The organism is Rhodococcus sp. 06-221-2 (genome assembly GCF_002258365.1).
GTDB classification, from domain to species: domain Bacteria; phylum Actinomycetota; class Actinomycetes; order Mycobacteriales; family Mycobacteriaceae; genus Rhodococcoides; species Rhodococcoides fascians.
The window spans coordinates 655,568-667,805 of sequence record NZ_NOYJ01000035.1 but is presented as its reverse complement, the minus strand read 5'-3'; the positions used below and the strand labels follow the sequence as shown (position 1 = coordinate 667,805).

Below are 12,238 nucleotides of genomic sequence, written 5' to 3'. Positions count from 1 at the left end.
GCGCGAGGAACTCGCCGCGTTCCTCGAAGACCTCGAACGTCAGGCCACCAAGTTCGAGGAGATGCGAGATCGCTCGCTGGCCCGCGAACGCGCCAAGGCCGAGGCGCGCGCGTCCTGAGGTGACCCATGTGAGCGGAACTTCGTAGTCTGCTACGAAGTTCCGCTCACATAGGGTGTGGTGTGAACGAATTCTGGGACCGCATTTCCGCGGTGAGTCCTGATCCACCCGTGTGGATCGTCCAAGTGGCTGCCCTGGCGGCGCTCGTCATCGTCGTGTTGCCGCAGACCTGGCGGATTGCACGCAACGTGGTGACCATCGCGCACGAGGGTGCGCATCTGTTCGTCGCGTTGATCACCGGGCGTCAGTTGATGGGTCTTCGGCTGCATTCGGATACTTCCGGCGTCGCGATCTCCAAGGGCAAGCCCACCGGTCTCGGTGTCATCGCCATGACTTTTGCGGGCTACGTCGGGCCGTCGCTTCTCGGACTCGGAGCCGCTCTGGTACTGGGTACACAGCGAGCGTCGGCGGTGTTGTGGATCGGCATCATCTCGATTGCGTTGATGCTGTTGATGATTCGTAATATCTACGGACTGCTGTCTCTCGTCACCGTCGGCGGGCTGCTGTTCGTCGTGTCCTGGTGGGGTACCGGGGAACAACAGGTCGCTGCGGCGTACTTCATCACGTTCTTCCTGCTGATCGCCGGTCCGCGCCCCGTTCTCGAACTGCAGAAATCCCGAAGTGCCGGACGGGCGCGGGACTCCGACGCCGATCAACTGGCTCGGCTCACTTTCCTGCCCGGCATCGTCTGGGTCGGACTGTTTCTCGTCGTCACCGTCGGCGCACTCGCACTGGGGGCGTGGAGAATCCTCGTTCCGGTGCAGTGACGACCGGCCTTGGTGTCAGCCCTCCGTCTGTTCACTTTCCGTCAACGAACTCACCAGTCGCGTGATGCGCTCTGCTCGGGTCTGCGGTCGCGCAGCATTGTCGATCGGCACCAACAACCGACGCCGGTCGCTCGCTCTCTTCCGCTCCCATACGGTCGTGCAGCTCGCGTCTTCCATCGCACACGCCAGATCCTCTAACACCGGAACGAGATCGGGGTCGGCCGGTTCGAATTCGCACGACACCAGATCACCGGCAGCGACGCCCAACCGACGCTGGAGACCTGCACCGATGTAGACGAACGACCCGGACAGCACAGTCGAATCTGCTTTGTTGAGACCGAGATTGAGACTCAGTCCGTCGATCGAACCGTCGATCCGACGAGTCGGCCACAGCTCCGCGGCCTCGACCAATCGAGTCGGAACACGAATGATCGTGTACGTGTTTTTGCCCCACGTTAACGGCTCGAGCACTCCGTCGAACCGAATGCGGTCACTCACGATTGCCTCGCATCGCTCACAGCGGCAGCATAATCGAGTGACGGTCTCTTCGGCGGGAGCTCTCACCCGCGACGGAAGGGGGACCTCAGCGCTTCCTTCTTTTCACCGTCGGCTCGCCTGCGACTAGGTTGACGTCGTGACTCTCACTGAAGTGTGGACGGCATACATGGCGGCCCTCCAGAAGCGCGCGCCGGTCACCGCTGCGTCGATTCGGGCTCCGCGGGCCCTGGGTGAGCGTGAAGCCGTCGAACGTGCGACGACCCCGTGGCCGGATGAGTTGCGCGAGTTCTACGGGCTGCACGACGGGCAGCACGTTCCCTCGGGTACAGACCACGTCCCGGTTGGCTCGGTGTTGCCGGATTCGAATCTATTGTCATTGGACGAAGTTCTGGCCCGGCACACGTTCAGCCTCGAAAATCCACATCCGATCGATGATCTGGGCGATGACTGGCCTGATCTCGTTCGCGCCCAGCAAGCAGGTGAGACGGCGGAGATGTTCGTCCCTGCTTATGTCCCGTTTGCCGAGGATGGCGCCGGTGGAACTACCTACGTGGATACTCGCCCGGGTTTGTGTCGAGGATGTATCCGCAACTTTTCGTACGATTCCGCCGACCAGGGTGCGCCGTGGTTCGACTCCCTGACCGAGTACATCGCAGCTCTGTACCGCAGCGTCGAGTCCGGATCTCCGATATACGACGACGTAGTACCCACGTTTGTGGACGGTGTGCTCGAGTGGCGTGACCCCGAGTTTTCCGACGGATCAATGGCACATGCGGCGGTGCTCCCTGTCATCCGAATACCTTTCGCATTCATCGACTTTCGTCCGTCGCAACTGTCGGATGACGACGACCTGATCGATCTCGACCATGTTCGTCGCACCGTCATCGAGACCGCTCGGAGGCTGCATCCGCAGGCCGTGGTCGAGGACGCCCGAGCGGTGTATCGGCAGGTGCCGCGTGTGCGCGGTGCCAACATGAATTGGTGGGTGTCGATTGACGGAGCGGAGACGGTCTTCACCGCAGTTGTCACCGGAGAGGGACACGACGTCCTCGTTCTGGAGCTTCCGTCCGGGGGATGTGTGCTCGAGGGCGGCCAAGGAGAAGCCCGCTAGAACACCACCCACAGCAGCGACGCGAGGGCGAATATCGCCAGTCCCAGTGTCGTTTCCATGACGGTCCAGGTTTTCAGTGTCGTCTTCTCGTCCATGCCGAAGAAGCGGCTGACGAGCCAGAAGCCGGAGTCGTTGACGTGGGAGAGCACGGTGGCTCCGGCGGCCAGTGCGAACACCAACAGCGCGATCTTGAAATTGCTCAGATCGAGCTCGGCGACCTGGACCGAGATCAGCCCGGCGGTGGTGGTCAAGGCGACGGTGGCCGAACCCTGCGCCACGCGTAGCGCGGTGGCGATCAGGAAGGCCTGCAACAGGATCGGCAGTCCGAGATCGGACAACGAGGCGGTCAGAGACTGGCCGATGCCACTGGCCCGAAGTACTCCGCCGAACATGCCGCCGGCACCGGTGATCAGGATGATCGAGCAGATCGGACCGAGGGCCTGGTCCATGTACTTGGCACCGTCGGCGACGGGGAATCGTCCGGGCGCGAGGATGAACAGGGCCAACAGCAAGGTGATGAGCAGCGCGATGGGCGTCTGACCGATGAGAGTCAGGGCCGCTGCCCAGGTTTCGTCTCCGGTCAGCACACCTGAGGTGGTCAGAGTGTTGACCACGGTGTTGAGGGAGATCAGTACGAGCGGCGTCAGCAGGATGAGCAGCACCGCACCGAACTTCGGCGCAGGGTCGCGGAGGCCGGCCATCTCTTTGTCGTGTTCTTCGGAGTTGGCTGCGCCGTCGGCGAAGAGGTCGGCAGGCGCGGTGACGAATCGTTTGCCGAGCTGGGTACCGACGAGGTAGGAGCCTACGAACCAGGAGACGACTGCGACGGGAACGCCGACGAGAAGCACCGAACCGATATCTCCGCCGAGGAGTTCCGTGGCGGCGACGGGACCGGGGTGCGGGGGAACGATGGCGTGCATCGCGGCGAACGCGCCTGCGGTCGGCAGTGCATACAGCAGCACCGACCCGCCGAAACGCCTGGCAACTGTGAAGATGATCGGTAGGAAGACGACGAGTCCGGCGTCGAAGAAGATGGGGAAGCCGAAGATCAGCGCGGCGACACCGAGGGCGAGCGGTGCGCGCTTGGCTCCGAATCGGTTGATCAGAGTATCGGCCAATACTTGAGCGCCACCGGTGATTTCGAGCAGTCGGCCGACCATCACGCCCAGGGCGACGAGTAGAGCGACCGAACCGAGGGTGGAACTGAAGCCCGAGAGCAATGCCGACGGCACGTCTGCCAGTGGGATCCCCGCTGCGACGGCGGTGACGGCGCTGACCAGAACCAGCGAGACGAAGGCGTGCAGTTTCACCTTCATGATCAGGAACAGCAGAACTGCGACGGCTGCTGCGGCGATCAGGAGTAGGGGAGTCGTCCCGTACGCCGGTTCGATCGGATCCATCTGTGTACCTCGTTCACTCGGCTGGAGATTCGACCATAACGGACAGCTCAGTGCCCGCGCGGGGATACCGAGCACGGCCGTCGGACCTGGAGTTCGTGGTGGAGTACCGTGCGAGTATGAGTGATGGGGATCACGTAGTGGGTGGGGACAGCTCCGACAAGCCTTCGAAGGACGCTCTACGCGAGCAAGCGCAGCGCTATGCCGCAGCGGCCCGGCTGAAGATGAAGGAGCGACGCGCGAAGGCGTCGGGTGGCCTCGGGTCCGTGGTCGCCGACCGCGCAGGAGATTGGGATCTCGACGATCAGAACACCGTGGCGATGGACCGTCAGCAGAAGCTCTGGAACGGGGTCATGGATCGCTACTTCCGAATGGAGATCGATGGGTGGGAGACGATTCCCGAGTCGCCGGTTCTCGTCGTCGGAGTGCATTCGGGTGCGCCGTTCGTGTGGGACGCGTGGACGGTGGGTGCGCAGTGGTGGCGACACTTCGGCGACAAGCGCATCCTGCATGGCACTGCGCACGACGCGCTGATGGCATTTCCGTTGATCGGCAAAGTCTTTCGGTCCATGGGAGTGTTACCGGCGGCTCCGGACTCGATGTCGACGGCGTTGGCCGAGGGCCGAGACGTGATCGTGTGGCCCGGTGGTGAGGTCGATTCGCTGCGGCCGTGGAGCAAGCGTGACGAGGCGACACTGGGTGGTCGAACCGGTTTCGTCAAGCTTGCGATCCGGATGGGTGTGCCCATCGTGCCGGTGGCGACCGTGGGCGGCGCCGACGCCATGCCGGTGCTCATTCGAGGCGACAAGCTCGCAAAAGTGCTCGGACTGGACAGGTTTGCGCGCCTGAAGGTCTTTCCCATCGCCATCTCGCTGCCGTGGATCATCGCGCCTGCCGCGCTGCCGCAGATTCCGTTGCCCGCCAAGATCCGAACCCGGTTCATGCCTCCGGTCGAGCTGGACCACGATCCGTCGCGCTGTGACGACGAGGCCTACGTCGACGCGAAATACGACGAGGTCCGCGCCAGTATTCAGGCCGGCATGGACGAGCTCGCCAGCAAGCGCAAGTTCCCGGTGTTCGGCTAGTTCGCTCGCGCCGGGCATCGCGGACCGTAGCTGACCGCGATCGTTTCTAGCGTCTCCTCTCGTACGGATTCACCGATACGACGAGGGGCGCACGAGATGATCGAAACATCGGGATTGACCAAGACTTTTCGGCAGGGCAAGAAGACCGTGGAGGCGGTGCGCGGCATCGATCTGACGATCGGTGAGGGAGAACTGGTCGCTCTCCTCGGCCCCAACGGTGCGGGCAAGTCGACCACGCTGCGAATGCTGACCACACTGCTGGCACCGACGTCGGGTTCGGCCCGGATCGCAGGGTTCGACGTGGGCAGGGACCGGGACAGTGTCCGGCGCAGTCTCGGCTACGTGGGGCAGGGAAACGGCGCGGGACACAACCAGCGCGTGCGAGACGAACTCGTCGTGCAAGGCCTGTGCTACGGCATGGCTCGTCAGCGATCACGAACTCGCGCAGACGAATTGATCGACGCACTCGAGCTCGGCGAACTGCGCTCGCGCACCGTCTCGACGCTCTCCGGCGGACAGCGTCGCCGACTCGATATTGCCCTGGGGCTGGTGCATCGACCGGCATTGCTGTTCCTCGACGAGCCGACCACCGGAATGGACCCGCAGAGTCGGGCCAACCTGTGGGATCACATCCTCCGGCTGCGACGCGAGATGGGCACGACCATCGTTCTGACCACCCACTACCTCGACGAGGCCGATTCGATGGCCGAGCGGGTCATCGTCGTCGACCACGGAACCGTCATCGCCGACGACACCGCCGCGTCGCTGAAATCGGAACTGGCAGGCGATCTGATCGTTCTCACCGTGTCCGACGCGTCGGCGCTTCTTCCGCTTCTCGACGGCATCGACGGCATCAGAGACGTCACGAGATCGGGTTCGCGGCTGAACCTGCGTGTCGGACGCGCCGAAGTCGTTCTCCCGGAAGTGCTGCGGCGGTGCGAGTTACACGGTATCCGCGTCCATACTGCGGACATGACCCGACCGACTCTCGACGACGTGTTCCTCGGACTGACCGGCCGTAGTCTTCGAGAAAGTGCCGCAGCGCTCGACAACGCGAGCGTGGCAGGAGAACTCCGATGAACGTTCTCTCCGGAAGCACTCTGGTGATGGGTCGGGAATTGCGGCCGATGGTGCGCGATCCGTTCACCGTCATCTTCAGTCTCGTCCAACCGCTGATCCTGCTCGCTCTGTTCGGCCCACTGCTCACCGATGTCCCCGGTCTCGGCAACGGAAGTGTCTGGGACTGGTTCGTGCCGGGTGTTCTCGCGATGATCACCATCTTCGGCACCTCCATGACGGGCTCGAATCTGCTGGCCGAGTTGCAGCAGGGTTCTCACGAGCGAATGTTGGTAACTCCGTTGCCGCGATCGGCGCTGCTCGTCGGGCGCGCGTTCAAGGAAATGGTGCCGCTGGCCGCACAGGCCGTGCTGATCGTTCTGGTGGCATTGCCGCTGGGGTTGTCCGTGAATCCGATCGGTGCCGCTGTGGGAATCGTGCTGCTCGGGGTGTTCGGCGTCGGGCTCGGCGCGCTGTCCTACGCGTTGGCTTTGGCTGTGCGCGGACAGGATTGGGTGTTCTGGTCCATCCAGCAGACATTGATGTTCCCGCTGCTCATCCTCTCCGGCACGATGCTGCCGCTGACGGCCGCCCCGGGGTGGATGCAGTTCCTGGTGAACATCAACCCCCTCGGATATCTCGTCGACGCCGAACGTGCACTGTTCGCCGGAGACTTCGCGAGTTCGACGGTGATGGCAGGTGTCGTCGCAGCCGCAGCCACCGCGGCGGTCGGACTTGCCGTCGGGATCCGGGCAATGGGTTCCTCGCGGGTGTGAAGGCAGGCTCGAACCGTTCGCGGTGCTCACAGCGCTGCACAACCGAGCACACAGGCGCAGACTGGCGGTCGTCCAGGCAGGGTTCACGAGGAGTGCAACGCCGATGAACAGTCGATCGACTTTGGGATGCGCGGTAATTCTCTTCGCTCTCGCGGGTTGTTCGTCCACTGAAGAGAGCCCGTCCACCATGGCTGAGCCGTCGGCCGCAGAATCCGTGGAGTCGGTGGAAGTGGATTCGGGTGGGTCGGACTTCTGCACGCTGTACGCCACACAGGTGGCGCAGGGTCTGACCAACCTGCGGGAGGTAGAGGCCGGTAGTGTCGAAACGGCCGAATCCATTGCCGAAGAACTCGCTGCGAAGGCCCCGGTGACCCAGTCGGAGCTGCAAGCCGTCGCCCCACCGGAACCGTTGGCGTGGCTGCAGGCCATTGAAGAGGCCGACGCCAAGGGTGCGGCCGGCGACTTCGACGCGATGAATGGAGTGTTCGAGAACCTCACCCTTCTCACAGACTGGTCGATCGCGAACTGCGGCCCCGAGTACGCGCCGATCTTCACCGAATACAAGGCGATCATCGGGTAGGCGGTACGAATGAGGCCTCGGCCTCGGCGGCACAGCTCGAACCATTAGGCTCGGCTCATGGAGCGGCCTGCGGTAATTCTCGAGAACGACGAGACGGTGTACGACTTCTATCTGCGGCATCAGCAGAATCGTCAGGTTGCGAGGCTGGCGTATGCCGCCCTCGCCCGGCGCTTCCGCCCGCGGGTGTCGTATTCCGACGGTGCCCGGGAGGAGCTGCGGCGTCTGGTGTACGACAACACGCGTCTGCTCATCGCGGTCAATCACCTCACCGAGAGTGATCCCTACACCCTTGCAGCGGCGGCCTGGGCGTCGCCGCTGCGTCCGGTGATCGGGCGCACCAGAGTGCTCGCGAAGGACGAATTGTTCCAGGACCCCAAGCAGCGCAAGCGAATCGACATGATGGGCGGCATTCCCGTCTTTCGCGGCAAGAATCACGGGATGCGGGCAGTCAGCGCGGCAGGCAACCGCATGATGGATATCAGTGCCGAACGAATGAAGCGCGGCGACGACCTCGCAGTGTTCCCGGAAGGCACCTGCAACCTCGAGGACCCGACGACGGTGCAACACGTCGGCAGCGGAATCGGCCACATCGCGATGCGGGCCCGCAAACTCGGCGTCGAGCCGACGTTGATCTGCATCGGACTGAGTTACGGCCCCGGCTCGGCGAAAGTGAAGCAGGCGAGCGTCTACTTCGATACTCCCATCACCGATCTGCCCCAGAAACCGATCGACATCACCCGGGTGGTGGCAGAGGGAATGCAGAAAGCACTCGACGGAGCGGTGGCTGCGTACTGACTGCGCCGCCGGGGTTGGTAGAAACAGATGACAGGTAATTCGATTCGGCGTTGTGTCAGGAGATATTCGTGAGTGATCAGATCAAGACGGCCATCGTCACCGGTAGTGCCCGGGGCATCGGTGCAGCAGTGGCCAAGCGACTGGCCAAGGACGGTTTCGGCGTCGCGGTGGTCGACCTCGACGAGGCCGCATGCAGCGACACCGTCGGCGCGATCGAGTCCGCAGGTGGGCAGGCCGTGGCCATCGGCGCAAACGTGGCCGACGAGGAGTCGGTGCAGACTGCAGTCGACCGCATCGCAAGCGAGTTCGGTGCACCGACCGTACTGATCAACAACGCTGGCATCACCCGCGACAACCTGCTGTTCAAGATGACGGTGCAGGACTGGGATTCCGTGCTCGGCGTGCACCTGCGCGGCTCGTTCCTGATGACGCGTGCAGTGCAGAAGCACATGATCGACGCCAAGTGGGGCCGCATCGTCAACCTGTCGAGCACCTCGGCCCTGGGCAATCGCGGCCAGGCAAACTACTCCGCGGCCAAGGCCGGCATGCAGGGATTCACCAAGACTCTCGCCATCGAGCTCGGCAAGTTCGGCGTCACCGCCAACGCCATCGCCCCCGGATTCATCGAAACCGAGATGACGGCAGCCACCGCCGAGCGAGTCGGAATGTCGTTCGACGACTTCAAAGCTGCTGCGGCGTCGCAGATTCCGGTCAACCGCGTCGGACATCCCGACGACATCGCCCACCTGGCGTCGTTCTTCGTCAGCGAGGGTGCCGGCTTCATCTCGGGTCAGGTCGTCTACGCAGCCGGTGGCCCGAAGGACTGACGTCTCCTGAACGCGTGAATGGACCATTCACGAGCCCGGACGGGTGTGAATGGTCCATTCACGCAGAGCGCGAAGGCGACTACGGCGTCGGCATTCCGCCGTTGACGTTGAGGGTGTCTCCGGTGACGTATCCCGATTCCGCGGAGGACAGGTACACGTACGCGCCGGCGATCTCGGCCGGCTGACCTGCCCGGCCCAGTGGGGTTTCCTTGCCGAATTCCGGCAGTGCCGACGTCGGCTGCCCGCCCGCGGCCTGCAGCGGAGTCCAGAACGGCCCGGGCGCAACGACATTGACCCGAATTCCCTTCGGTGCCAACTGCTGCGCGAGTGCCTTGCTGATGGTGTTGATGGCCATCTTCGTCGTCGCGTAATCCACCAGACCGGGCGAGGGTGTGTACGCCTGGATGGAGCTGGTGTTCACGATCGTCGAGCCGGCAGGCATGTGCGGCACCGCTTCCTGAATGATCCAGAACAGTGCGTACACATTGGTTTTGAAGGTCTGGTCGAACTGCTCCGACGTGAGATCCGCCAGATCCTCGACGAACTGCTGCTTGCCTGCCACGTTGACCAACAGGTCCAGGCCGCCGAGCTCGTCGACGGCGGTGTGCACGAGGGCGCGGGCAGCTTTCTCATCGGTGAGGTCTGCCGGTGCCAGGACGGCGGTGCGACCGGCGTCGCGAACCAGCTGGGCGACGTCCTGAGCGTCCTTCTCCTCCGACGGCAGGTAGTTGAGAACTACGTCGGCACCTTCGCGGGCGATGGCGATGGCGGCCGCACGCCCGATGCCGGAGTCGGCACCGGTGATCAGGGCCTTACGGCCGGTCAGCCGTCCGGACCCTCGGTACGTCTGCTCGCCGTGGTCGGCCAGGGGTTGTAGATCGGCAGCGAGACCGGGCGGATCCTGGTGCTGCTCAGGGAATCCGTCCTGGCGGTACTGCGTGACGGGATTGGTGAAGGTGTACTGATCACTCACGATGGGGTCGTCTCCGAACCTGGTATTCATTGCGTGGGGAACCTGCTGCTCGATTCCGTCTCCACGCCGAATGCCCAGAGTCGCCCGCAAACAAACTGAGTCGGGTCTCTCCCTGGCTCACGCCATCCCCCAAGTTCACACCATCCCCGCCAACGGATGAATGCGGCATTCAGCTACTTGGAGTAGCTGAATGCCGCATTGATCCGGAAGGGGGCGTGCCGGAAAAACAAGGCTGCGGGCTAGGAGTACGTGTAGAAACCCTTGCCGCTCTTGCGACCCAGCATTCCCGCGTCCACCATGCGCTGTAGCAGCGGGGGCGGAGCGTAATGCGGCTCGCGGAATTCGGCGTACAGCGATTCTGCGACCGCGAGGGTGACGTCGAGGCCGACGGTGTCGGTCAGACGCAACGGTCCCATGGGGTGGGCGCAACCGTTGACCATGCCGTCGTCGATGTCCTCGGCGCTGGCGAAGCCGGATTCGAGCATCCGGATGGCCGAGACCATGTAGGGGATGAGCAATGCGTTGACGATGAATCCCGCACGGTCACCCGCACGAATCGTCTTCTTGCCCAGGGTGTTCGCCGCGTAATCGGTGACGGCGTCGACGGTCTCTTCGCTGGTGAGGAGGCTGACGACGATTTCGACCAACGGTAGTACCGGCACCGGGTTGAAGAAGTGCACTCCGACGACCTGGCCGGGTCGCTTCGTCGCGTTGGCCATCTTGATGACGGGGATCGACGAGGTGTTCGTCGCCAGGATTCCTTCGGGTTTGACGATGGAATCGAGCTTGCCGAACAGATCCAGCTTCAGCGATTCGATCTCCGGTGCCGCCTCGATCACGAGGTCGCGGTCCGCGAAATCGTTGATATCGAGCGTCAACGAGATTGCGGCGCGGGCTTTCTCGGCCGCGTCGGCGTCGATGCGGCCGGACTTGACGGCCCGCGCGAACGATTTGTCCAGGCGTGCTTCGGCGGCGTCGGCGGTGCCCTGGCTGGTTTCCAGGATCAGCACCGAGCTACCGGAGCGGGCGCACATTTCGGCGATACCGGCACCCATGGTGCCGCCGCCGACGACGCCTACGAGTTCGATGTTGCTCATTTGAGCAGCGCCCGCGACATGACGACACGCTGAATCTGGTTGGTGCCCTCGTAGATCTGCGTGATCTTGGCGTCGCGCATCATGCGCTCGACGGGGAAGTCGGTGGTGTAGCCGGCACCGCCGAAGAGCTGGACGGCGTCGGTGGTGACCTCCATCGCGACATCGGAGGCGAAGCACTTCGCTGCGGCAGAGATGAATCCGAGGTTCTTCTCGCCGCGCTCGGCGCGTGCCGCGGAGCTGTAGACCATCAGGCGAGCAGCTTCGACCTTCATTGCCATGTCGGCGAGCATGAACTGCACGGCCTGGAAGCTCGAGATCGACGTGCCGAACTGCTTGCGGTCCTTGGTGTATGCGATGGCTGCGTCGAGAGCGCCCTGAGCGAGGCCGACGGCCTGTGCACCGATGGTGGGCCGGGTGTGGTCGAGAGTCTCGAGCGCAGTCTTGAACCCGGTACCGGGCTCACCGATGATGCGGTCTCCGGGGATCTTGCAGTTCTCGAAGTACAGCTCGGCGGTGGGCGAACCCTTGATGCCGAGCTTCTTCTCCTTGGGGCCGACGACGAATCCTTCGTCGTCCTTGTGCACGATGAACGAGCTGATGCCGTTGGCACCCTTGTCGGGATCGGTGACGGCCATGACGGTGTACCAGTCGGACTTGCCGCCGTTGGTGATCCAACACTTGGAGCCGTTGAGGATCCAGTCGTCCCCGTCGGCCTTCGCGCGGGTGCGCATGCTGGCGGCGTCGGAGCCGGCTTCGCGCTCGGACAGTGCGTACGACGCCATCGCGCCGCCTGCGAGCGAGGGCAGAACCTGCTTCTTGAGCTCCTCGGAGCCCTTGAGGATGAGGCCCATCGTGCCGAGCTTGTTGACGGCGGGAATCAGTGAGGACGAGCCGCAGACACGGGCGACCTCTTCGATGACGATGCAGGCGGCAACCGAGTCGGCACCCTGACCGTCGTACTCCTCGGGAACGTGCACGGCGTTGAAGCCGGACGCGTTGAGGGCATCGAGCGCCTCCTGGGGGAAGCGCGAGTCCTCGTCGACCTCCTTGGCGTACGGGGCGATCTCCTTCTCCGACAGGGCCCGGATCGCTGCGCGCAGCTCTTCGTGCTCCTCGGGTGACTGGTAGAGATCGAAGTCGGGATTTCCGGCCATGTCG

The 12,238-nt window shown here is 63.7% G+C and carries 13 protein-coding genes and 1 pseudogene; 9 read left to right on the top strand and 5 right to left on the bottom strand.

Annotated elements, in window-relative coordinates; all coding sequences use genetic code 11:
- Both CH281_RS27450 and CH281_RS24855 read left to right on the top strand, forming a co-directional pair.
- Positions 1–118: pseudogene (locus CH281_RS27450) on the top strand (acyl-ACP desaturase); the annotation flags it as partial.
- A gap of 62 nt (positions 119–180) precedes the next feature.
- The gene (locus CH281_RS24855; protein ID WP_032369542.1) at positions 181–885 is read left to right on the top strand and encodes a M50 family metallopeptidase; all 705 of its coding nucleotides are present in this window, start codon (positions 181–183) and stop codon (positions 883–885) included.
- A gap of 15 nt (positions 886–900) precedes the next feature.
- On the opposite strand, the gene CH281_RS24850 is transcribed toward CH281_RS24855, so the two are convergent.
- The gene (locus tag CH281_RS24850) at positions 901–1,383 is read right to left on the bottom strand and encodes a hypothetical protein (protein WP_094695762.1); all 483 of its coding nucleotides are present in this window, start codon (positions 1,381–1,383) and stop codon (positions 901–903) included.
- Positions 1,384–1,519: 136 nt separating this feature from the next.
- On the opposite strand from CH281_RS24850, the gene CH281_RS24845 reads away from it, so the two are divergent.
- Positions 1,520–2,494 carry an SMI1/KNR4 family protein gene (locus CH281_RS24845; protein WP_094695761.1) on the top strand — a complete coding sequence of 325 codons (975 nt, stop codon included), beginning with the start codon at positions 1,520–1,522 and terminating at the stop codon, positions 2,492–2,494.
- On the opposite strand, the gene CH281_RS24840 is transcribed toward CH281_RS24845, so the two are convergent.
- Positions 2,491–3,894: a GntP family permease gene (locus CH281_RS24840; RefSeq protein ID WP_094695760.1), complete on the bottom strand. Its 1,404-nt coding sequence runs from the start codon at positions 3,892–3,894 to the stop codon at positions 2,491–2,493. The genes CH281_RS24845 and CH281_RS24840 overlap by 4 nt on opposite strands.
- Before the next feature lie 116 nt (positions 3,895–4,010).
- Here CH281_RS24840 and CH281_RS24835 point away from each other — a divergent pair, with 116 nt between their 5' ends.
- The 6 genes from CH281_RS24835 (at position 4,011) to CH281_RS24810 (ending at position 9,010) form a co-directional block, all read left to right on the top strand.
- Positions 4,011–4,976 (top strand): lysophospholipid acyltransferase family protein, encoded by a 966-nt coding sequence (locus tag CH281_RS24835; protein WP_052053635.1) that lies wholly within the window; start codon positions 4,011–4,013, stop codon positions 4,974–4,976.
- A 96-nt stretch (positions 4,977–5,072) separates the two neighbouring features.
- A complete protein-coding gene (locus CH281_RS24830) occupies positions 5,073–6,056 on the top strand; it encodes an ATP-binding cassette domain-containing protein (RefSeq protein ID WP_094695759.1) in 984 nt (327 codons plus the stop codon).
- Entirely contained in the window at positions 6,053–6,808 is a 756-nt protein-coding gene (locus CH281_RS24825; RefSeq protein ID WP_094695758.1) for an ABC transporter permease, read from the top strand. The genes CH281_RS24830 and CH281_RS24825 overlap by 4 nt, the downstream gene beginning before the upstream one ends.
- Before the next feature lie 187 nt (positions 6,809–6,995).
- The gene (locus CH281_RS24820; RefSeq protein ID WP_094695757.1) at positions 6,996–7,388 is read left to right on the top strand and encodes a hypothetical protein; all 393 of its coding nucleotides are present in this window, start codon (positions 6,996–6,998) and stop codon (positions 7,386–7,388) included.
- 57 nt (positions 7,389–7,445) lie between these two features.
- A complete protein-coding gene (locus CH281_RS24815; RefSeq protein ID WP_032390279.1) occupies positions 7,446–8,183 on the top strand; it encodes a lysophospholipid acyltransferase family protein in 738 nt (245 codons plus the stop codon).
- A gap of 68 nt (positions 8,184–8,251) precedes the next feature.
- Complete coding sequence (locus CH281_RS24810) at positions 8,252–9,010, top strand: SDR family oxidoreductase (RefSeq protein WP_027495292.1); 759 nt, start codon at positions 8,252–8,254, stop codon at positions 9,008–9,010.
- Positions 9,011–9,089: 79 nt separating this feature from the next.
- On the opposite strand, the gene CH281_RS24805 is transcribed toward CH281_RS24810, so the two are convergent.
- The 3 genes from CH281_RS24805 to CH281_RS24795 form a co-directional block, all read right to left on the bottom strand.
- Complete coding sequence (locus CH281_RS24805) at positions 9,090–10,013, bottom strand: glucose 1-dehydrogenase (RefSeq protein ID WP_080730209.1); 924 nt, start codon at positions 10,011–10,013, stop codon at positions 9,090–9,092.
- Between the two features lie 209 nt (positions 10,014–10,222).
- Positions 10,223–11,071 carry a 3-hydroxybutyryl-CoA dehydrogenase gene (locus tag CH281_RS24800; protein WP_306427562.1) on the bottom strand — a complete coding sequence of 283 codons (849 nt, stop codon included), beginning with the start codon at positions 11,069–11,071 and terminating at the stop codon, positions 10,223–10,225.
- Between the two features lie 5 nt (positions 11,072–11,076).
- Positions 11,077–12,234, bottom strand: a complete 1,158-nt coding sequence (locus tag CH281_RS24795) for an acyl-CoA dehydrogenase (protein WP_027495295.1) — start codon at positions 12,232–12,234, stop codon at positions 11,077–11,079.
- Positions 12,235–12,238: the final 4 nt, after the last annotated feature.